This window comes from Pseudomonas sp. PARCl1 (assembly GCF_947311875.1).
Lineage (GTDB): Bacteria > Pseudomonadota > Gammaproteobacteria > Pseudomonadales > Pseudomonadaceae > Aquipseudomonas > Aquipseudomonas juntendi.
In genome coordinates, this window is sequence record NZ_CAMZMX010000028.1 from 1 (window position 1) to 22,186 (window position 22,186).

At 63.5% G+C, this 22,186-nt stretch carries 17 protein-coding genes; 12 read left to right on the forward strand and 5 right to left on the reverse strand.

All coding sequences use genetic code 11. The annotated features are described in order from the left end of the window. Positions 1 to 172 precede the first annotated feature (172 nt). Positions 173 to 1,591: an amino acid permease gene (locus QME24_RS15600; RefSeq protein WP_054905129.1), complete on the reverse strand. Its 1,419-nt coding sequence runs from the start codon at positions 1,589 to 1,591 to the stop codon at positions 173 to 175. Between the two features lie 311 nt (positions 1,592 to 1,902). Between QME24_RS15600 and QME24_RS15605 the strand changes: the two genes are divergently transcribed. The 3 genes from QME24_RS15605 to QME24_RS15615 all read left to right on the forward strand — a co-directional run bounded on the left by QME24_RS15605 (position 1,903) and on the right by QME24_RS15615 (position 6,439). After that, positions 1,903 to 5,049, forward strand: coding sequence for a transglycosylase domain-containing protein (locus tag QME24_RS15605; protein ID WP_054905128.1), 3,147 nt, complete (start codon positions 1,903 to 1,905; stop codon positions 5,047 to 5,049). 90 nt (positions 5,050 to 5,139) lie between these two features. Continuing rightward, positions 5,140 to 5,685 (forward strand): PadR family transcriptional regulator, encoded by a 546-nt coding sequence (locus tag QME24_RS15610; protein WP_054905127.1) that lies wholly within the window; start codon positions 5,140 to 5,142, stop codon positions 5,683 to 5,685. Next, positions 5,678 to 6,439: a siderophore-interacting protein gene (locus QME24_RS15615; protein WP_054905126.1), complete on the forward strand. Its 762-nt coding sequence runs from the start codon at positions 5,678 to 5,680 to the stop codon at positions 6,437 to 6,439. Before QME24_RS15610 ends, QME24_RS15615 begins: the two co-directional genes overlap by 8 nt. Positions 6,440 to 6,558: 119 nt before the next feature. On the opposite strand, the gene QME24_RS15620 is transcribed toward QME24_RS15615, so the two are convergent. Continuing rightward, positions 6,559 to 7,194, reverse strand: a complete 636-nt coding sequence (locus QME24_RS15620) for a Pr6Pr family membrane protein (RefSeq protein WP_054905125.1) — start codon at positions 7,192 to 7,194, stop codon at positions 6,559 to 6,561. Between the two features lie 2 nt (positions 7,195 to 7,196). After that, entirely contained in the window at positions 7,197 to 7,418 is a 222-nt protein-coding gene (locus QME24_RS15625; protein WP_009681956.1) for a VF530 family protein, read from the reverse strand. Between the two features lie 163 nt (positions 7,419 to 7,581). On the opposite strand from QME24_RS15625, the gene QME24_RS15630 reads away from it, so the two are divergent. From QME24_RS15630 to cmoB, 7 genes are all read left to right on the forward strand, one after another. After that, a complete protein-coding gene (locus QME24_RS15630; protein WP_154211089.1) occupies positions 7,582 to 9,621 on the forward strand; it encodes a TonB-dependent receptor in 2,040 nt (679 codons plus the stop codon). Between the two features lie 289 nt (positions 9,622 to 9,910). Then, positions 9,911 to 11,245 (forward strand): carbohydrate porin, encoded by a 1,335-nt coding sequence (locus QME24_RS15635; protein ID WP_009681959.1) that lies wholly within the window; start codon positions 9,911 to 9,913, stop codon positions 11,243 to 11,245. Between the two features lie 28 nt (positions 11,246 to 11,273). Then, entirely contained in the window at positions 11,274 to 13,685 is a 2,412-nt protein-coding gene (locus QME24_RS15640) for a glucose/quinate/shikimate family membrane-bound PQQ-dependent dehydrogenase (RefSeq protein WP_054905123.1), read from the forward strand. Positions 13,686 to 13,938: 253 nt separating this feature from the next. Next, positions 13,939 to 16,359: an endopeptidase La gene (gene lon / locus QME24_RS15645; RefSeq protein WP_009681961.1), complete on the forward strand. Its 2,421-nt coding sequence runs from the start codon at positions 13,939 to 13,941 to the stop codon at positions 16,357 to 16,359. A 184-nt stretch (positions 16,360 to 16,543) separates the two neighbouring features. Beyond that, on the forward strand, positions 16,544 to 16,936 hold the full coding sequence (locus tag QME24_RS15650; protein ID WP_054905121.1) for a protease inhibitor I42 family protein: 393 nt from the start codon (positions 16,544 to 16,546) through the stop codon (positions 16,934 to 16,936). A gap of 88 nt (positions 16,937 to 17,024) precedes the next feature. Then, positions 17,025 to 17,768 (forward strand): carboxy-S-adenosyl-L-methionine synthase CmoA, encoded by a 744-nt coding sequence (gene cmoA, locus QME24_RS15655; RefSeq protein WP_054905120.1) that lies wholly within the window; start codon positions 17,025 to 17,027, stop codon positions 17,766 to 17,768. Beyond that, entirely contained in the window at positions 17,765 to 18,721 is a 957-nt protein-coding gene (gene cmoB / locus QME24_RS15660) for a tRNA 5-methoxyuridine(34)/uridine 5-oxyacetic acid(34) synthase CmoB (RefSeq protein ID WP_054905119.1), read from the forward strand. The genes cmoA and cmoB overlap by 4 nt, the downstream gene beginning before the upstream one ends. Positions 18,722 to 18,868: 147 nt before the next feature. Here cmoB and QME24_RS15665 read toward each other — a convergent pair whose 3' ends face one another. Beyond that, complete coding sequence (locus QME24_RS15665; protein WP_009684756.1) at positions 18,869 to 19,072, reverse strand: hypothetical protein; 204 nt, start codon at positions 19,070 to 19,072, stop codon at positions 18,869 to 18,871. A gap of 244 nt (positions 19,073 to 19,316) precedes the next feature. Here QME24_RS15665 and QME24_RS15670 point away from each other — a divergent pair, with 244 nt between their 5' ends. Further along, on the forward strand, positions 19,317 to 19,991 hold the full coding sequence (locus tag QME24_RS15670; RefSeq protein ID WP_054905118.1) for a heavy metal response regulator transcription factor: 675 nt from the start codon (positions 19,317 to 19,319) through the stop codon (positions 19,989 to 19,991). Further along, positions 19,988 to 21,370: a heavy metal sensor histidine kinase gene (locus QME24_RS15675; protein WP_054905117.1), complete on the forward strand. Its 1,383-nt coding sequence runs from the start codon at positions 19,988 to 19,990 to the stop codon at positions 21,368 to 21,370. Before QME24_RS15670 ends, QME24_RS15675 begins: the two co-directional genes overlap by 4 nt. Before the next feature lie 46 nt (positions 21,371 to 21,416). Here the strand turns inward: QME24_RS15675 and pdxJ are convergent, their stop codons facing one another. After that, positions 21,417 to 22,157, reverse strand: coding sequence for a pyridoxine 5'-phosphate synthase (pdxJ, locus tag QME24_RS15680; RefSeq protein ID WP_280091556.1), 741 nt, complete (start codon positions 22,155 to 22,157; stop codon positions 21,417 to 21,419). Positions 22,158 to 22,186 lie beyond the last annotated feature (29 nt).

The window sequence follows — 22,186 nt, forward strand, 5'->3', positions numbered from 1 at the left end:
GGCCAGTCACAACATACTAGGAGCGAGCGCAGCTCGCGATGCGCCGCGCGGGCGGCGCTCGCTCTAACAGGCGCTGCCATACCTTGTGGCAAACACCTGTCAGCCCTAAGGCGATCCCTGTGGGAGCTGGCTTGCCGGCGATGGGCCGCAGCGCGGCCCCGGCCAACTCAGGTCAGGAAGCGGTACTGGCCGTACCCTGCACGTTTTTGGGTGCCAACCGGAACACGTGGTACAGCACGGTCAGCAGCACCAGAAATGCCGGGCCGATGTACAGCGCCACCCGGGTGTCCTCGAAGTACGCCATCAGGCCCACCACCAGCACCAGGAACGCCAATGCCAGGTAAGAGCTCAGCGGCCACAACCACATGCGGTACTTCAGCCCCTGGCGCTCGACAGGGGTAAGGCCGGCACGGAATTTCAACTGCGCCAGCAGGATCATCACCCAGGTCCAGATCGCGCCAAAGGTGGCAATCGACGTCACCCAGACGAAGACCTTCTCCGGCACCAGGTAGTTGGCCAGCACACCCAGCAGCAGCGCGCCGATGGACAGCAGCAGCGCATTGCGCGGTACCCCGTTGTTCGAGGTACGGGCGAAGGCCGCCGGGGCCTGGCCGTTCTGCGCCAGGCTATAGAGCATGCGCCCGGTGCTGAAGATGCCGCCATTGCATGAGGACAGCGCCGCAGTGATGACCACGAAGTTGATGATGCCCGCGGCGGTCTTGATGCCCAGGCGCTCGAAGGTCATGACGAACGGGCTGCCCTGGCTGCCAATTTCGTTCCACGGGTAGATCGACAGAATCACGAACAACGCACCGACATAGAACAGCAGGATGCGCCAGAACACCGAGCCGATGGCCTGCGGAATGGTCCTTTGCGGGTTACGGGCTTCACCGGCAGTCAAACCGATCATTTCCACGCCCAGGTAGGCGAACATCACCATCTGCAGCGACATCAGCACGCCGGTCACGCCATTGGGCATGAAGCCGCCGTTGCTCCACAGGTTGGCGATGCCCACTGCCACACCGTCATTGCCCAGGCCGAAGGCAATGATGCCGACGCCGCCCAGCACCATGGCGATGATGGTGACGATCTTGATCAGGGCGAACCAGAACTCGAATTCGCCGAAGGCCTTGACCGCTACCAGGTTGACCGCCCCCATGCTGCCCAGCGCCGCCAGGGCCCAGATCCAGCGGGGCACGTCGGGGAACCAGATTCCCATGTAGATGGCTACCGCGGTAATTTCCGCAACACAGGTCACCAGCCACAGGAACCAGTAGTTCCAGCCAGTAAGAAAGCCCGCCAGCGGGCCGAGGTAGTCCTGCGCATAGCGGCTGAACGAGCCGGCGACAGGGTTGTGCACGGCCATTTCACCAAGGGCGCGCATGATCACCAGAATGGCCAGGCCACCGATGATGTAGGACAGCATGATGGCCGGGCCGGCCATTTCGATGGCCTTGGCCGAGCCTAGGAAAAGACCGACACCGATACAGGCGCCCAGCGCCATCAGACGGATATGCCGTTCGCCCAGTTCACGCTTGAGCGGGCCGCCTTGGGTGGGCTGGCCATGGGCAGGGTGGTTGCCGACTGGCATAGCGATTCAACCTCATTTTGTTATTGGATTTGCCTTCGTGCAGCACCCGCCACGCCGATAGGCGTGGCCTTGGCTTGCCAAGCTGGCCTTTTGGGCCGGCCTGCGGGCCGGGTCAGCGCAACCCGGCAGGGCGAAGGGGCGAGCAGTATAGGAAGACCGCTGAAGGGGTTTTCGCTGTATATCCATGAATAATCAGCGAGTTCTCCGGAGCCCCCGGTACCTTGATCAGCGCCGACAAATGTTTCCGCATACCCGCTCACCGTCTAAGCTTCAGGCAAGCAAGACGAAAATACCTGGCCGGATTGAAGACTATGGGCGCACTGTGGCAATCGGAACCAAGCAGGACGGAAGCACCCGAGACACCGCCGGCCGAGACGCCACAACGCAAGACCCCCCGGCAGCGTCGGCTATGGTGGCGGCTGATCATCCTCATCGTGCTGGTGGCGCTGGTGGCTGTCGGCTTCGCCGCCTACGACGAATTTCGCACGTCCGAGTTGCAGTCGCGGGAATTCAGCAAGCTCGCCAGCACCCTCACCTACTCGCTGCAGCCCGGCCCCAGCGACGCCATCGTCTACCCCGGTGACGGGCCGTTCGACAAACGCCTGGGCTACAGTGCCCTGGGTGAATTTCTGCCGCGCCTGCTCAAGCGTGACTACCTGATCAGCGAACAGGTCAGGTTTTCCCCGGCGTTGATGAACTACGTCGAGCATGGGCTGTTCGTGCCCTATATCGAGAAGATCCAGGCGGGCCTGTCGATCACCGACTGCCGTGGCGACATGCTCTACCAGTACAACTACCCGCAGCACCTGTACCCTGACTTCGCTGCCATCCCGCCCGTGATGGTCAATAGCCTGCTGTTCATCGAGAACCGCGACCTGCTTGACACCCACGACCCGCGCAACAACCCGGCCGTGGACTGGCCGCGCTTCGCCAAGGCCGCCTATAGCCAGGTGGCCAAGTACCTGGCGCTGCCCGGCCAGTCGGCGGGTGGCAGCACCCTGGCCACGCAACTGGAAAAGTATCGCCACTCCCCAGATGGCCTGACCGTGTCGGGGGCCGAGAAGATCCGCCAGATGATTTCGGCCAGCGTGCGCGCGTACCAGGGCGGCCCCGACACCACCGAGGCCCGCCAGCGCATCGTGCGTGACTACCTCAATAGCGTGCCACTGTCGGCCGTGCCTGGGCACGGCGAGGTGCACGGCATGGCCGAGGGGCTGCGGGTGTGGTACGGCGCCGATTTCGACCAGGTCAACCAGGCGCTGACGTCCACCGCCACTGACCCGCAAAGCATGGCGGCGCGTGGCCTGGCCCTGCGCCAGGTGCTGTCGCTGATGATCGCCCAGCGGCGGCCCTCGCATTACTTGTCCAAAGGCCGGGTGGAACTGGCCGAGCTGACCGACTCGCACATCCGCGTGCTGGCCGCCAACAAGGTCATCGAACAGCCACTGGCCGAGGCAGCGCTGGCCAGCAAGGCGGTGTACCGCGACTGGGTGGCGCAACCGACCATCGTGCCCATCGTCACCAACAAGGGTATCAGCCTGGCGCGCAACCGCCTGGCGGCCATGCTCAACCGCCCGCTGTACGACCTCGACCGCCTCGATGTATCGGCTACCAGCACCCTGCAGGCTGACCTGCAATTGCAGGTCAGCCAATACCTGAAAAACCTTGCCGACCCGGCTTTCGCTGCGCAGATCGGCCTGATCGGCGAGCGCCTGCTCACCGCCAAGACCACCGACCAGGTGAGCTACAGCTTCACCCTGTTCGAACGCACCGCCGATGGCTCGCGGGTCAGGGTGCAGACCGACAGTACCGACCAGCCATTCGACATCAACGAAGGCAGCAAGCTGGAGCTGGGCTCCACGGCGAAGTTGCGGGTACTGACGACCTACCTGGAGATCATTGCCGAACTGCACGACAAGTATGCCGGCAAGCCTGTCGCCGAGCTGAAAAAGGTCGACGTCGCCGAGCTTGACCGCATCACCCAATGGTCACTGGATTGGCTGGCGCAGAACAGCAAGAACCAGAGCCTGGATGCCATGCTCGACGCCGCCCTGGAGCGCAAGTACTCGGCCAGCACCGGCGAGGCGTTTTTCACCGGCGGCGGCATGCATGTGTTCAACAACTTCCGCAAGGAAGACAACAGCCGCAACCCCACGCTCAAGGATGCCCTGCGCGAGTCGATCAACTTGCCCTTCATCCGCCTGATGCGCGACCTGGTGCGCTATGTGACCTACCAGCAGCCCTACAACCGCGTACCGCTGCTCAAGGATGACGCCGACCCGCGTCGCCAGGAATACCTGGCGCGCTTTGCCGACAAGGAAGGCACCAACTACCTGATGCGCTTCTGGAAGAAATACCAGCGCAAGACCTCGCAACAGCGCCTGGATACCTTCCTCGACAGCATGCGCGTGACCCCGCAACGGTTGGCCGCCGTGCACCGCTACCTGTTCCCCGAAGCGGGCCAGCAAACGTTCAATGCCTTTGTCCGCGCCTACCTCAAGGGTGACAAGAGCGCCCTGGGCAAACTCAGCGATGGCCGCCTGGCCGAGATGTACGAAGCCTATGGCCCGGGCAAGTACGACCTGCCCGACCAGGGTTACATTGCCAAGGTCCACCCCTTGGACCTGTGGCTGCTCGGCTACCTGCTGAAGAACCCCAGTTCGACCTTGAGCGAGATGGTCAACGCCAGCCGCTTCGAGCGCCAGGAGGTCTACGGCTGGCTGTTCAAGAGCCGCCACCAGGGCGCTCGCGACAGCCGCATCCGCACCATGGTGGAAATCGAAGCGTTCCTCGACATCCACCAGCGCTGGAAGCGCGTAGGCTACCCGTTCGACCACCTGGTGCCGTCACTGGCGACCGCCATCGGCAGCTCGGGCGACCGCCCTGCCGCCCTCTCGGAGCTGGTCGGGATCATCCAGAACGATGGCATTCGCCTGCCTACACTGCGCATCGACACCCTGCATTTTGCCGCCAACACCCCCTACGAGACCAAACTGATCAGCGACCCGGACCGGGGGGTGCGGATTCTGCAGGTCGAGGTGGCACGCGCCCTCAAAGGCGCCATGTCGCAGGTGGTCGATGCCGGCACCGCCCGGCGCATCTCCGGCAGTTTCAAGCTGCAGGACGGCACGCCCCTGGTGATGGGCGGCAAGACCGGTACCGGTGACAACCGCATCGAAAGCTTTGGCGCCGGCGGCCGGCTGATCGGCTCGCGGTCGCTCAACCGTACCGCCACCTTCGTGTTCTTCCTGGGCGAAAACCATTTCGGCACCTTGACCGCGTTCGTGCCAGGGCGTTCGGCAGAGGCATTCAAGTTCACTTCGGCGCTGCCGGTGCAGGTACTCAAGGGCATGGCACCGATCCTCATGCCATACCTGCAGCCGGGCAATCCGAACGCGTGCAAGCCGCCGGAAGTGGCCGCCAACTCGACCACGAAAGCGGACGAATCGAACCATTAGATGAGGATCATCAGCAATTGAGGGCTTGTCTTTAGATATATCTTGAGTAATATCTTACGATATATCGCAAAGAAGGAGCCCCCTATTCCCATGCGTGAACATACCCCCCATGACCCCTTCGAACGGCGCCCCGGGCGCGGCGAACGCGGCCCCCGCGTATTTGCCCCCGGTGACCTCAAGTTGCTGATGCTCGACCTGCTCGCAAACCAGCCCGGCCATGGCTACGACCTGATCCGCCAGATCGAGAACCTGTTCGAAGGCAGTTACAGCCCGAGCCCCGGGGTGATCTACCCCACGCTGAATTTTCTTGAAGAAGCCGAGCTGATCAGCGGCCAGGTGCAGGGCAGCAAGCGCCTGTACGCCATCACCGAGGCCGGCCGCCGTGCACTGGCGGACCAGGCGGTGGCGCTGGACGGCGTGCGCATGCGCATCGAAGTCAGCAAGCGCGCCTTGCGCGGCCACGACCGCCCGCCTGAAATTCACGAAGCGGTGGGCAACCTGCGCCATGCGCTGCACATGCACAGCGGCCGCTGGACACCTGAAGAAATCGATAGGGTTCGCGACCTGCTCAACCACACCGCCACGGCCATCGCTTCCGGGCCGGCCGACGCTGCTACGGAGACGCCCCATGACTAACAGCATTCACCGCGTCAACCACGAGATTCGCCAGCGCCGCCTGCAGGTGCTGCGGGTCACCGAGCTGACGCCGCGCATGCGCCGCATCACCCTCGGCGGTGCCGAACTGCAAGGCTTCACCAGCTTGGGCAGCGACGACCACATCAAGCTGCTGTTCGGCGAAACCCCTGAGCAGCAACAGGCCATTGAGGCCCGCAAGCTGGGCAAGGACAGTGGCGTACGGCCCACCATGCGTGAATACACGCCACGGCGCATAGACCTGGTGGCCAACGAGTTGGACATCGACTTCGTCCTGCATGGCGACGGCCCTGCCTCCACGTGGGCGGCGCAGGCCGCGGTCGGGCAAACCCTGAATATCGCCGGGCCACGCGCTTCACTGGTGGTGCCGGATGTGTTCGACAGCTACTTGCTGATCGGCGATGAAACGGCCATCCCGGCAATCGGCAGGCGGCTTGAGGAGCTGCCCGCTGGCCGCCAGGTGCTGGCGGTGATCCAGATCGAGGATGAGCAGGAGCGCCAGCCGCTGCCGAGCAAGGCGCAGGTCGAGGTGATCTGGGTACGCCGCCACGAGGAAGACCTGCTGGCATTGGTGCAGAACCTGACCTTGCCGCAAGGCCGGTTGTACGCCTGGGTAGCGCTGGAAAAAACCCTGACCCGCCAGGCCAAGGCGCTGCTGCTGGAAAAAGGCGTGCCCGAGGATGCTTTGAAAGCCGCGGCTTACTGGCGGGCCGACGGGGCTGGGGACGACGAATAATCGGCTTCAGCCTGTTACGCCTCTTCGCGGGCAAGCCCGCTCCCACAGGTACATCACCAGCCTTGGAGACGGTGGTATTCCTGTAGGAGCGGGCTTGCCCGCGAAGAGGCCGGCACAGGCTAAACAAACTTTTGCGCCCCACGCCAACGATCCAGCCCCAGCAACACCAGCCCGATCCCCCAGAACCCCGCCAGCACGCCCAGGGCATTGAGCAGCACTTGCCCGTACCCCAGCCTCGCCACATCGATGAACGGGTAGGCGTACAGGCCAATCTCGCTACCCCGCCACAAGGCGTAGCCAAAGTATACGGCCGGGTAGAGTGCCCACAGCGCCAGGTGCCGCAGACGCAAATGGCCCTTGGGCACCTCACACCACCAGTACAAGGCATACAGCGCCGGCATCACATCGTGCAGCAACTCGTCGGCCAGCCATTGCCAGCCCTCTGGCTGCCACAAGTGGCGCAGCAACACGCTGTAGGCCAGCGCTACCAGCACAATGCTCGCGGCCACCGCGGAACTCACCGACGGCGACAGAAAAAAATGCCTGGCCCGGCCTTCGCGGCCAAACGCCGCATAACTGAGCACCGTGGCCACCAAGGTGTTGGTCAACACCGTGAAATAGCCAAACACGTTGATCAGGCCGCCGATCAGGCTGGCCTGCTCCTGCCAACGCGCCAGCAGTACCAGGTACACCTGCACGGTCAGGCCGAACCAGCCCAGCACCGCCATGCCGGTCAGCCAAGGTCGCCGCAGCACGTTCAGGCCTGACGCTGCAGCTTCACGTACAACTGCTCGACCTTTTCCCGCGCCCAAGGGGTTTTACGCAAGAAGGTCAGGCTCGACTTGATCGTCGGGTTGCTCTTGAAGCAACGCACGTCAATGCGTTCGGCCAAGCCCTGCCATTGGTAATGCACCACCAGCTCGGTAAGGATCTGTTCGAGGGTCTTGCCGTGCAGCGCGTTGTGTTGGGCCGTGCTCATGCTGTACTCCGTGGGAAAGATGCGCACCTTACACGAGTGTAGTGGCGGGTGGGATCCGGCGAGGCCGCAGAAAAACGCTGGCCAGGGAAGAAACCTCTATGCTGAAATAGTTATGTTATGTTGTAACATTATATGAGCATCTGCCAAGGAACGTCCCACTCTCATGTTGTCTGCACCGCTTCGCCTTTCCCCCCTTGCCGTCGCGCTCTGGCTGGCCGCTTCGCCCAGCCACGCGGTGGAACTTGAACCCCAGGTGATCACGGCCAACCCGCTGGGCAACCGCCAACTGGCCGCGCCCAGCACCGTGCTCGAAGGCGACAACCTGCTGCAACAGCAGCACGGCAGCCTCGGTGAAACCCTGAACAAGCAGCCCGGTGTCGCCTCGACCTGGTTCGGCCCTGGCGCCAGCCGCCCGGTCATTCGTGGCCTGGATGGCGATCGCATTCGCATCCTGCGCAACGGCGTAGGCGCCCTGGATGCCTCCTCGCTGTCCTACGACCATGCCGTGCCGCTGGACCCGGTGACCGTCGATCGTGTCGAAATCGTGCGCGGCCCAGCCGCACTGCTGTACGGCGGCAACGCCATTGGCGGCGTGGTCAACACCTTTGACAACCGCATCCCGGACGCCCCCATCGAGGGCATTCACGGCGCCGGTGAACTGCGATACGGCGGCGCCGACACCACCCGCAGCAGCGCCGGCAAGCTAGAAGCCGGCGATGGCACCTTCGCCCTGCACCTGGATGCCAACAGCCGTCAGTTCAATGACCTGCGCATTCCTGGCTACGCCCGTAGCGCGAAAGTGCGCGATGCCGAAGAGCCCGGCAGCAAGCACCGCCTGGAAAACAGCGATGGCCGCCAGGATGGCGGCGCCATCGGCGGTGCCTACCACTGGGACCACGGTTACGCCGGCCTGTCGTACAGCCGCTACGACAGCAACTACGGCTCGGTGGCCGAATCCGGCGTGCGCCTGGACATGAAACAGGACCACTACGCCTTCGCCTCCGAACTGCGCGACCTCGACGGCCCGTTCAGCTCGGTCAAGGTCGATGCCGGCTACACCGACTACGAACACAGCGAAATAGAGGAAGGCGAGGTTCACACCACGTTCAAGAACAAAGGCTACGAAGCGCGTATCGAAGCCCGCCACCAGCCGCTCGGGCCGGTAGAGGGCGTGATCGGTGCACAAGTCAGCCGCAACGAATTCTCTGCCCTGGGCGAAGAGGCCTTCGTGCCGCACACCGATACCGACAGCCTGGCGTTGTTCATGCTCGAACAGTGGCAAGCGACCGAGCGCCTGAACCTGAGCCTGGGCGCACGCATGGAACACACCCGCGTGGACCCGGATGCCAAAGGCAACGAGAACTTCGTCGACGCCAACAGCACCAGCAGCTTCAATGCGTTCAGCCTGTCATCGGGCGCGGTGTACCAACTCGACCCGGTCTGGTCGCTGGCGGCCAACCTTGGCTATACCGAACGCGCCCCGACCTTTTACGAGCTGTATGCCAATGGCGCCCACGTCGCCACCGGTGCCTATGAAGTCGGTGATGCCAGCCTGAACAAGGAAAAGGCCATTTCCGCCGACCTGGCGTTACGCTTCGACAACGGTACGCACAAGGGCAGCGTCGGGCTGTTCTACAGCCACTTCCGCAATTACATCGGCCTGATCGGCACCGGCAACCTGCGCGAAGGCGGGCATGATCACGACCACGACGAAGCTGACCATGATCACGACGAAGGTTTCCCGGAGTACCAGTACCAAGGTGTGCGGGCACGCTTCTACGGCATCGAGGCCCAGGACCGCTGGCAGCTGGTCGAGAACCGTTATGGCAGCTTTGCCCTGGAATTGTCGGGTGACTACACCCGGGCCAAGAACCTTGACAGCGGCGAGCCGCTGCCCCGCATTGCTCCGCTACGCCTGAACAGTGGCCTGGTCTGGGAGCTGGACCGCTGGCAGGCCCGGGTGGACGTGCAGCACGCCGCCTCTCAGCACCGCAAGCCGGCCAACGAAAGCAGCACCGATGGCTATACCACCCTGGGGGCCAGCGTCGGCTACCGCTTCGACGTTGGCCAGAGCCAGTGGCTGGCGTTCGTGCGCGGTGAGAACCTGACCGACCAGACCGTGCGCTATGCCAGCTCGATTCTGCGCGATATCGCGCCAGCACCGGGGCGCAGTGTGGAAGTGGGCCTGCGTACCACCTTTTGAAATGGTGGGGGCGCATTGCGCCCCAATCGCCGGCAAGCCATTTCCTACACGTACTGCGCCATACCTGGGTAGGCGCAGGTACTGCGCAGAGCAGACCCCGAAGGGCATTATTACCAATTGAACAATAATGACCTGCGACAATTTGTCTTTTTTTCTGACGCCTTCCCCTATATCCTCCCCGCCGCAAGCTGAAACGCTTCACTGAACTCCCACGTTGCCACATCCATTGAAAGCCTGGCCTTTCGATGCGCTTGCCGTTTTTTCAATAATCAGAAGATAGCGCTATCTCATGCTCCAACTGCCCAAAACCTGTTACATAGGCGTCGCCCTTGCTGCCTTGGCGACCCCCACCTGCGCCAGCGAAATGTTCGCCAACGACTCCCCGTGGATGCTCGGCGACTGGGGCGGCACCCGCACCCGGTTGCTTGAACAAGGCTACGACTTCACCCTCGGCTACACCGGCGAGATGGGCAGCAACCTGCACGGTGGCTACGACCATGATCGTACCGCGCGCTACAGCGACCAGTTCACCTTTGGCAGCCACCTGGACCTGGACAAGATCCTTGGCTGGCACGACACCGAAGTGCAACTGACCATCACCGAGCGCCACGGCGACAACATCAGCAACGACCGCATCAATGACCCACGCGTGGGTGGCTTTACCTCGGCCCAGGAAGTATGGGGCCGCGGTGAAACCTGGCGGCTGACGCAAATGTGGATCAAGCAGAAGTACTTCGACGGCGCACTGGACGTGAAATTCGGCCGTTTCGGCGAAGGCGAGGACTTCAACAGTTTCCCCTGTGACTTCCAGAACCTGGCCTTCTGCGGCTCGCAGGTGGGCAACTGGGTGGGTGGCATCTGGTACAACTGGCCGGTCAGCCAATGGGCCCTGCGCGTGCGCTACAACCTCAGCCCCACGTTGTACGCGCAGGTTGGCGTGTTCGAACAGAACCCGTCCAACCTCGAGTCAGGTAACGGCTTCAAGCTCAGTGGCAGCGGCACCCAAGGTGCGGTCATGCCAGTCGAACTGGTATGGAGCCCGCGCGTCAAAGGCCTGAAAGGGGAATATCGCGCCGGCTACTACTACAGTAATGCCAAGGCACACGATGTTCTCAAGGACAGCAACGGCCAGCCGGCAGCCCTGAGCGGCGGCGCCTACCGCAGCAGCTCGAGCAAGCATGGCGTGTGGCTCGGCGCCCAGCAGCAGGTGACTGCACTGGCTTCCGACCATTCGCGTGGCCTGAGCCTATTCGCCAACGCAACGATGCACGACAAGAAAACCAATGTCATCGACAACTATGTTCAGGCAGGACTGGTATTCAAAGGGCCTTTCGATGCCCGCGCCAAGGACGACATCGGCTTCGCCCTCGCCCGCGTGCACGTCAACCCTGGCTACCGCAAGAACGCCCGCCTGGCCAACCAGGCAGCCGGCCTTGACGATTACGACAACCCCGGCTTCCTGCCTGTGCAAGACACGGAATACAGCGCCGAGCTGTACTACGGCATTCATGTGGCCAACTGGCTCACGGTCCGCCCGAACCTGCAGTACATCCGCCATCCCGGCGGCGTGTCGCAAGTTGATGGCGCCCTGGTCGGTGGCCTGAAGATCCAAAGCAGTTTCTGAATTTTTTTGACGTGACGGAGAACCTGAAATGAGCACTGAAGGTGCCAACACTGGAAGCCGCTGGCTACCGCGCCTGATTGGCGCGCTGCTGTTGCTGATGGGCCTGGCCCTGCTGGCCGGCGGCATCAAGTTGAGCCAGCTGGGCGGCTCGCTGTACTACCTTGTTGCCGGTATCGGCTTTGCCTTGTCGGGCATTCTGCTGCTGGCCCAACGGCGCATTGCCTTGGGCCTGTACGGCCTGGTGCTGCTAGGCAGCACGGTGTGGGCCTTGCTAGAAGTCGGCCTGGACTGGTGGCAACTGGTGCCGCGCCTGGCCATCTGGTTCGCCATCGGCGTGGTCCTGCTGCTGCCGTGGGCGCGCCGCCCGCTGATCGGCCCGGCCAGCACTGCCAACACGGCGCTGCTCAGCGTGGCCGTGGTGGCCGCAGGCGCCTGCGCCCTGGGCAGCCAGTTCACCCACCCGGGTGAGGTGTTTGGCGAACTGGGCCGCGACAGCAGCGAGATGGCCAGCGCCGCGCCGAGCATGCCGGACGGCGAATGGCAGGCTTATGGCCGTACCGAGCATGGCGACCGCTATTCGCCACTGCGCCAGATCACCCCGCAGAACGCCTACCGCCTGGAAGAAGCCTGGCGCATCCGCACCGGTGACCTGCCGACCGAGAACGACCCGGTCGAGCTGACCAACCAGAACACCCCGCTGAAAGTCAACGGCATGCTGTATGCCTGCACCGCGCATAGCCGCCTGCTGGCACTCGACCCGGACACCGGCGCGGAAATCTGGCGCTATGACCCGCAGGTGAAGAGCCCCACCGGCACCTTCAAAGGCTTTGCCCACATGACCTGCCGCGGGGTTTCGTATTATGACGAGAACCGCTACGTCAGCCGCGACGGCAGCCCGGCCCCGAAAATCAGCGACGCCGGCCAAGCCGTTGCGCAGGCTTGCCCGCGCCGCCTGTATCTGCCCACCGCAGATGCGCGCCTGATCGCCATCAACGCCGATAACGGCAAGGTCTGCGAAGGCTTCGCCAACCAGGGTGTGATCGACCTGACAACCGGCATCGGCCCGTTCACCGCCGGCGGCTATTACTCCACCTCGCCCGCGGCCATTACCCGCGACCTGGTGATCATCGGCGGCCATGTCACCGACAACGAGTCCACCAACGAGCCGTCTGGCGTTATCCGCGCCTATGACGTGCACGACGGCCACCTGGTGTGGAACTGGGACAGCAACAACCCGGAAGACACCAAGCCGTTGGCCCCCGGCAAGATGTACAGCCGCAACTCGGCCAACATGTGGTCGATCGCCAGTGTCGACGAAGACCTCGGCATGATCTACCTGCCGCTGGGTAACCAGACCCCAGACCAGTGGGGCGCTGACCGCACCCCAGGCGCCGAGAAGTACAGCGCTGGTGTGGTGGCCCTGGACCTTGCGACCGGCAAGGCTCGCTGGAACTACCAGTTCACCCACCACGACCTGTGGGACATGGACGTCGGCAGCCAGCCGACCCTGGTGCACCTGAAGACCGACGATGGCGTGAAACCGGCGATCATCGTGCCGACCAAGCAGGGTAGCCTGTATGTACTCGACCGCCGCGACGGTACGCCAATCGTGCCGATCCGTGAAATCCCCACGCCGCAAGGTGCGGTGAAAGGCGACCACACTTCGCCGACCCAGGCCCGTTCCGACCTCAACCTGCTGGGCCCGGACCTGACCGAACAAGCCATGTGGGGCGCCACCCCGTTCGACCAGATGCTGTGCCGCATCCAGTTCCGCGAACTGCGCTACGAGGGCCAGTACACCCCACCGTCCGAGCAGGGCTCGCTGGTCTACCCAGGCAACGTAGGCGTGTTCAACTGGGGCAGCGTATCGGTCGACCCGGTGCGCCAGTTGCTGTTCACCTCGCCCAACTACATGGCATTCGTGTCGAAGATGGTGCCGCGTGAACAGGTTGCCGAGGGCAGCAAGCGCGAAAGCGAAACCAGCGGCGTGCAGCCGAACACCGGTGCCCCGTATGCCGTGACCATGCACCCGTTCATGTCGCCCCTGGGCGTGCCGTGCCAGGCCCCGGCCTGGGGCTACGTGGCCGCCATCGACCTGTTCACCAACAAAGTCGTGTGGAAGCACAAGAACGGCACCACCCGTGACAGCACACCCGTGCCGATCGGCCTGCCGGTTGGCGTGCCCAGCATGGGCGGCTCGATCGTGACCGCAGGCGGCGTCGGTTTCCTCAGCGGGACCCTCGACCAGTACCTGCGCGCCTACGACGTGAACAACGGCAAGGAACTGTGGAAAGCCCGCCTGCCAGCGGGTGGCCAAGCCACCCCGATGACCTACACCGGCAAGGACGGCAAGCAATATGTGCTGGTGACCGCGGGCGGGCATGGCTCGCTGGGTACGCGGATGGGCGATTACATCATCGCTTACAAACTGGCTGAATAAGCTGCAAGTCACAAGCTACAAGCTGCAAGTCACAAGCTACAAGCTGCAAGTCACAAGCTACAAGCTGCAAGTACAAGCGGGGCCAATGCGGTCCCGCTTTTTTCTTGTAGCTTGTAGCTTGTAGCTTGTAGCTTGTAGCTTGTAGCTTGCAGCTTGCAGCTTGCAGCTTGCAGCTTGCACCTTGCAGCTTGAAACTTGAAACCCAATCCCCTGCGCCCCATCTAAGCACCATAGTCATTCACGCAGGTGCCCCATGAGCGACCAGCAGGATTTCCCGGAACACCCCGACGAACACAGCGAAGTCGAACACACCACCCCCCAGGCCCAAGCCGGCCACGCCCTCGCCCTGCCCGGCCAACAACTGCCGGACAAGGTCTATGTGATTCCGATCCACAACCGCCCGTTCTTCCCGGCCCAGGTACTGCCTGTAATCGTCAACGAAGAGCCCTGGGCGGAAACCCTTGATCTGGTCGCCAAGTCCCCTGACCACTGCCTGGCCCTTTTCTTCATGGACACGCCGGCAGAAGACCACCGCCACTTCGATACCTCGGCTTTGCCGCAGTACGGCACGCTGGTCAAGGTGCACCATGCCAGCCGTGAAAACGGCAAGCTGCAGTTCGTGGCCCAAGGCCTGACCCGGGTGCGTATCCGTACCTGGCTCAAGCATCACCGCCCGCCCTATCTGGTCGAAGTGGAATACCCGCGCCAGCCCGCCGAGCCTACCGACGAGGTCAAGGCCTACGGTATGGCCCTGATCAACGCGATCAAGGAACTGCTGCCGCTCAACCCGCTTTACAGCGAAGAGCTGAAGAACTACCTCAACCGCTTCAGCCCTAACGACCCGTCGCCGCTCACCGACTTCGCCGCCGCGCTGACCTCGGCTACCGGCGGCCAGTTGCAGGAAGTGCTGGACTGCGTGCCCATGCTCAAGCGCATGGAAAAAGTGCTGCCCATGTTGCGCAAGGAGGTCGAAGTCGCCCGCCTGCAAAACGAGATTTCGGCCGAGGTGAACCGCCAGATTGGCGAGCATCAGCGCGAGTTCTTCCTCAAGGAACAGCTCAAGGTCATTCAGCAGGAGCTGGGCCTGACCAAGGACGACCGCAGTGCCGACCTGGAGCAGTTCGAGCAGCGCCTGGAAGGCAAGACCCTGCCCGAGCAGGCGCGCAAACGCATCGATGAAGAAATGGGCAAACTGGCCATTCTGGAAACCGGTTCGCCCGAATACGCCGTTACCCGCAACTACCTGGAATGGGCCACTGCCCTGCCATGGGGCATCCACGGCAAGGACAAGCTCGACCTCAAGCACGCGCGCAAGGTACTCGACCAGCACCATGCAGGCCTCGACGACATCAAGGAACGCATCCTCGAGTTCCTCGCCGTTGGCGCCTGGAAGGGCGAGATCAGCGGCTCGATCGTGCTGCTGGTAGGCCCGCCCGGCGTGGGCAAGACCAGTATCGGCAAGTCGATTGCCGAGTCGCTCGGCCGGCCGTTCTACCGCTTCAGCGTCGGCGGCATGCGCGACGAGGCCGAGATCAAGGGCCACCGCCGCACCTACATCGGCGCCCAACCCGGCAAGCTGGTGCAGGCGTTGAAGGATGTCGAAGTGATGAACCCGGTCATCATGCTCGACGAGATCGACAAAATGGGTCAGAGCTACCAGGGCGACCCGGCCTCGGCGCTGCTGGAAACCCTCGACCCGGAACAGAACGTCGACTTCCTCGACCACTACCTGGACCTGCGCCTGGACCTGTCGAAAGTGCTCTTCGTATGTACCGCCAACACCCTGGACTCGATCCCCGGCCCGTTGCTGGACCGCATGGAAGTGATCCGCCTGTCCGGCTATATCACCGAAGAAAAACTGGCCATCGCCAAGCGCCACCTGTGGCCCAAGCAGTTGCAAAAGGCCGGGGTGGCCAAGGCCAGCCTGAGCATCAGCGACAGCGCGCTGCGCACGGTGATCGAGGGCTACGCCCGAGAGGCCGGGGTGCGCCAGCTGGAAAAGCAATTGGGCAAGCTGGTGCGCAAGGCGGTGGTCAAGCTGCTGGAAAACCCGGACGCCAAGCTGAAAATCGGCACCAAGGACCTGGAGGCCGCACTCGGCATGCCGGTGTTCCGCAGCGAGCAAGTACTGGCGGGCAAAGGTGTGATCACCGGCCTGGCCTGGACCAGCATGGGCGGCGCGACCTTGCCGATCGAGGCAACCCGCATCCACACCCTCAACCGCGGCTTCAAGCTGACTGGCAAGCTGGGCGATGTGATGAAGGAATCGGCCGAGATCGCCTACAGCTACGTCAGCTCCAACCTCAAGCAGTTCGGGGGTGACCCCGGTTTCTTCAACGAAGCCTTCATTCACCTGCATGTGCCTGAAGGGGCCACCCCCAAGGACGGGCCGAGCGCTGGCATCACCATGGCCAGTGCCCTGCTGTCGCTGGCCCGCAACCAGGCACCGAAGAAAGGGGTGGCCATGACCGGCGAACTTACCCTCACCGGCCAGGTGCTGCCCATTGGCGGGGTGCGCGAGAAAGTGATCGCGGCACGGCGGCAGAAGATCTTCGAATTGATCTTGCCAGAGCCTAACCGCGGCGACTTCGAGGAACTGCCGGACTACCTGCGCGAAGGTTTGACAGTGCATTTTGCCAAACGCTTTGCCGACGTGGCGAAAGTACTGTTCTGACAGGCCCTGGGCTGCTTTGCAGCTCATCGATGGCAAGCCAGCGCCCAGCCTGTGGGAGCCCGGCTTGCCGGCGATGGGCCGCACAGCGGCCCCAATCGCTTGGCTGACCGGCATCAGGCACAAGCCCCACAAATTTCCTTGATCATCGGTTATCCTCAGGCCATCGCCAGCCTCCGGAGCCAACATGGCCGCCCCTCGTCTGCTCGTTCCCCTGAGCTTCGCCCTGCTGGGCGCCTGCGCCCAGCAACCCACTCAACCCGTCGAACTGGACGCCGAAAGCGAGTGCCCCATCCGCCTGCAGGTTGGCCAGAACCTCACGCTGAGCCTGCCCAGCAACCCCTCTACCGGCTACCGTTGGCGTGTGCAGGACCCGGCAGCCGGTGTACTGCACAGCCTTGGCCCCGAGGTCTACAGCGCGCCAGACGACACAGGCATGGTCGGCAGCTCGGGTTTGTCCACCTGGCGCTACCAGGCCCACGCCCGGGGTGAAGGCAAGCTGGTGCTGGTCTACCAGCAGCCTTGGGCCACCGACGTCGCGCCCGTGCAAACCTTCGATTGCGCCCTTCGGGTCAACTGAGCTGCAGCGCCGGTCAGCCAATCATGCATCCAGGCCGCGGTTTGGCTAGAATGCCGCCCTTGCCTACCACCCGCAGCCTGGATCCGCCGTGAGCAAACAACCCGACCGCCTTTTTGCCCAACCCCTGGAGCAAGTGCCCGACTTCGTCTTCAACGAGGACGTGGTGCGCGTGTTCCCAGACATGATCAAGCGCTCGGTGCCGGGGTATCCAACCATCGTGGAAAACCTCGGTGTGCTGGCCGCACGCTTTGCCCAGCCGCATACCGCCCTTTACGACCTGGGCGCATCGCTGGGTGCGGTCACCCAGTCGCTGCGCCGGCATGTGCGCAGCGATGGTTGCCGGGTGATCGCGGTCGACAACTCCGCCGCCATGGTCGAGCGCTGCCGCCAGTACCTCACCGCCCAGGACTCGATGTTCCAGGAGCTGTTGCCGGTACAGGTGCTCGAAGCCGATATCCTCGCCCTCCCCTTCGAGCCCGCCTCGGTGGTGGCGATGAACTTCACCCTGCAATTCATCGCCCCCGACCAACGCCTGGCACTGCTTGCCCGCATCCGCCAGGCACTGCTGCCCGGCGGTGCGTTGATCCTGTCGGAAAAACTGCGCTTCGCCGATGAGCGAGCCCAGGACCTGCTCAATGAGCTGCATCTGGACTTCAAGCGGGCCAACGGTTACAGCGAACTCGAAATCGCCCAGAAACGCAGCGCCATTGAAAATGTGATGCGCCCCGATACCCTCGAAACCCACCAGGAGCGCCTGCTTGCCGCCGGCTTCTCGAAAGTGGTGCCGTGGTTCCAATGCCTTAACTTCGCCTCGTTGATAGCCCTGCCATGATCGATCTGTCTTCCCTGGTCCGCCGCCTGGCGGGTACCCCCCTGGCTTCCTGGTCGCAAGGCCTGCAAGCGCAACTGCAAGCCAAGCTGGAAAAGGGCCACGGTGACCTGGACCGCTGGCGCGGTGCGCTGGAAGCCTTGCCCGCCGTGCAACCGAGTGAAGTCGACCTGGTGAACGGCCTGCGCCTGGACTGCGACTGCGACGCGGCCACCCGTGCACAGATGCGCCAGGCCTTGATGGGCCTGTCACCTTGGCGCAAAGGCCCGTTCGACCTGTTCGGCGTGCACGTCGACACCGAATGGCGTTCCGACTGGAAGTGGTCTCGCGTGGCCCCTCACCTGGATCTCAAGGGCAAACGTGTGCTCGATGTCGGTTGTGGCAACGGCTACTACCAGTGGCGCATGCTCGGTGCGGGCGCCGACATGGTGATCGGCGTCGACCCCAACTGGCTGTTTTTCTGCCAGTTCCAGGCGGTGCAGCAATACCTGCCGGAACTGCCCGCCTGGCATCTGCCTTTCGCGCTCGAAGAACTGCCGGCCAACCTGGAAGGGTTCGATACGGTGTTTTCCATGGGCGTGTTCTACCACCGCCGCTCGCCCATCGAGCACCTGCTGGCGCTGAAGGACTGCCTGGTCAAAGGGGGGGAGCTGGTACTGGAAACCCTGGTGGTCGAGGGTGATGAAAACCAGGTGCTGGTGCCCGAAGACCGCTACGCACAGATGCGCAATGTCTGGTACCTGCCTTCGGTACCGGCGTTGGCGCGCTGGTTGCGCCGTGCCGGCTTCAGCGACGTACGCTGCGTCGACGTGAGTGTGACCAGCATTGAAGAGCAGCGCAGCACCGACTGGATGCGTTACCAGTCCTTGGCTGACTTCCTCGACCCGAACGACCACAGCAAGACCATCGAAGGCCTGCCCGCACCACGCCGGGCCACCCTGCTGGCGCGCAAATAAAAAAAGCGCCCATGGGGGTAATGCCAGTCAGTTAAGCGTTAATGGGGCTGCTTTGCAGCCCCATTAACGCTTAACTGACAGGCATTACCCATGCGGGCGCCTGAAGCCAGCGACGCCGGGGAGCAGTGCCGGCGCCGCTGCTGCGACTCAATCCTTGGCCACCTCACGGGCCTTCTCTTGCGCCTTGCGCTCGCGCTCGGCCACGGCCTGCTGCTTGTCGCCGTGCAGGCGCTGCTGGTCTTCGCGGAACGCTTGCCAGAACTGCCTGGAGCGCTCCGCACCGCCCTCGGCGTAGACACTGGCGCTGCCCAGGGCAAGGGTGGCCAACAGTAGGTATTTGGTCAGGTTCATCGGGGTTGCCTCGTGGTAGCCGATCAGTCAGGCCATGGTCGCAGAGGCTGGCTAACAGCAAGGTGAGGCGCGGATTACAGTCCTGCAATGTGCCGGCGCCGCAACGGACAGCCAGATAACACCCGCATTACAAATCCGTTATCTACGCCTCGGCCGCTAACGCATGCCGTAACATCCTGCGCCTTGACCCTGATGTCACTACAGGGTCGAGAATCGCCCCCTTTCCACCACACCGAGCCAACCCATGCGCCTACTGATCATCGAGGACGAGCTGCGTACCGCCGATTACCTGCAGCAAGGGCTGCGCGAAAACGGCTATGTGGTCGACTGCGCCCATACCGGCACCGACGGCCTGCACCTGGCACGCCAGCACCCGTACGACCTGGTCATCCTCGACGTCAACCTGCCCGAGCTCAATGGCTGGACCGTACTTCAGCGCCTGCGTGCCGAATCGACCACGCGCATCATGATGCTGACCGCCCATGGCCGCCTGGCCGACCGGGTAAAGGGCCTGGACCTGGGCGCCGATGACTACCTGCTCAAACCCTTTGAATTCCCTGAACTGCTGGCGCGCATTCGCAGCCTGCTGCGCCGCAACGACCAGCAACTGCAACCCAGTACCCTGCGGGTCGCCGACCTTGAGCTGGACCCGGGCCGCCACCGCGCCTATCGCGCCGGGCAACGCATCGACCTGACCGCCAAGGAGTTCGCCCTGCTCCACCTGCTGATGCGTCAGACCGGTGAAGTGCTGTCGCGCACGCAGATCATCTCAATGGTGTGGGACATGAATTTCGATTGCGACACCAATGTGGTGGAGGTCTCGATCCGGCGCCTGCGCGCCAAGATCGACGACCCGTTCGACAACAAACTGATCCATACCCTGCGCGGTGTCGGTTACGTGCTGGAGGCGCGTTTTTGAAGACTACCAGCCTCTCTTTGCGCCTGGGCCTTAGCGTCACGCTGATGGGCGCTGCGCTGGTGTTGTTGCTGGCCTGCCTGGCCGTGTTCGCCCTGGATCACGAGCTGGACAGCCGCGCACGCGGGGACCTGGCGCGCAAGATGCTGCAAGTCGAGCACAACCTGCGGGTCGATCTGCGCAGCGAGGACCTGGGCACCAGGGCCCACCCCCTGCTCGACCTGGTGATGGGGCACGACAACCTCAGCCTCAGCGTGCTGGCGCAGGAAAGCCGCCACCCACACCTGCTCAGCCTGGGGCCGGCACTGGACTCGCGCGTCGCTGAGCTGCCCACCGACGAACGCCTAACCTTTCACGCCTGGCGCGACAGCAGCGGCAACCAGATCCTGACCGTCAGCCGGTTGATGCGCCTGCGTGACAACACCCCGGTCAAGGTGCTGATGTCGCTCAACCGCGCCGACGATAACGCCCTGTTGCAGGCGTACCTGCACTCAACCCTGCTGGCGCTGCCACTGATGCTGCTGCTGATTGGCGCGGGGGCCTGGTGGCTGATGCAGCGCGGCCTCAAGCCCCTGCGACATTTTCGGCGCATCGCTGGCCAGGTTTCGGCCCAGGACCTGCAGCATCGCCTGCCCGCCAGCGGCCTGCCACTGGAACTGGCTGAACTCGCGCGCAGCATCAACGTGATGCTCGACCGCCTTGACCAGGGTGTCAGCCAGCTCGCGCAGTTCTCCGACGACTTGGCGCACGAACTGCGTACCCCCTTGAGCAACCTGATGGGCAAGGCCCAGGTGACCCTGGCGCGCGAACGGGAGAACGCCAACTACCGGGAGGTGCTGGAAGACAGTATCGAGGAGCTGACCCGGCTCAACCGCATCATCAATGACATGCTGTTTCTTGCCCAGGTCAGCCAACCGCAAACCCAGGTGGCGCTCAAGCCCTTAGCGTTGGCCGACGAAACTGCCCGGGTAGTCGAGCTGTTCACCTTCAGTGCCGAGCTCAAAGGCGTAGCGCTGCGGGTGCAGGGTTGGGGCACGGCGTTGGGCGACCGGTTGATGGTTCAACGGGCGCTGTCGAACCTGTTGAGCAATGCCATACGGCACAGCCCTGAGGGTGAACCGGTCGACTTGCATATCCAGCGTACAGGCAACGAAATACGGCTATCTGTGCAGAACCGTGGCCCAGGCATCGCTGCGGCTGAGCAGCCACAGCTGTTCGAACGCTTTTACCGGGTGGGTTCGGGGCGCTCGCGGTTGGAGGGCGGGACCGGCTTGGGGCTGGCGATCGTCAAATCGATCATGCAACTGCACGGCGGGCGGGTCGAGGTGAGCAGCAGCCCCTTGGGGCCGACCCGCTTCACGCTGGTGTTTCCTGCCGAGTGATCGGCCGCCTGTACCCGCGAATAGGCTGGTACAGGCAACTGACATATCAGCGCGAAGCCGCGACGATCAGGGCCTTCATCTCGGCCACAGCAGCCTTGAAGCCCACGAACAGGGCATGCGCCACCAATGCGTGGCCAATGTTCAGCTCATTGATACCCTTGATCGCCGCCACCGCCTCGACGTTGTGGTAATGCAGGCCATGGCCGGCATTGACGACCAGCCCCTGACCCACGCCAAACGCCACACCGTCGACAATGCGCCGCAGCTCATCGGCCACCTCGCCTGGGGTTTGCGCGTCGGCATAGCGCCCGGTGTGCAGCTCGATGGCGGGGGCGCCGACCCGGCGTGAGGCCTCGATCTGCCGCTCGTCAGCATCGATGAACAGCGACACTTCGGCGCCAGTGCGTGCCAGGCGTTCGACCGCCGCCTTGATCCGTGCCTCCTGCCCGGCCACGTCCAGGCCACCTTCGGTGGTCAGCTCCTGACGGGTTTCAGGTACCAGGCAAATGTGCGCCGGGCGAATTTTCTCGGCAAAGGCCATCATCTCATCGGTGACGCCCATTTCAAAGTTCATGCGCGTCTGCAGCACGTCCTTGAGCAGCACCACGTCGCGCTCCTGAATGTGCCGGCGATCTTCGCGCAGGTGCACGGTAATGCCGTCGGCGCCTGCTTCCTCGGCATCCAGGGCAGCCTTGACCGGGTCAGGGTAACGCGTGCCGCGGGCCTGGCGCAGGGTTGCCACGTGGTCGATGTTGACGCCAAGAAGCATGCGGTTGCTGTGAGTCACGAAAGGCTCTCCTGAAGATTGAGGCCCAC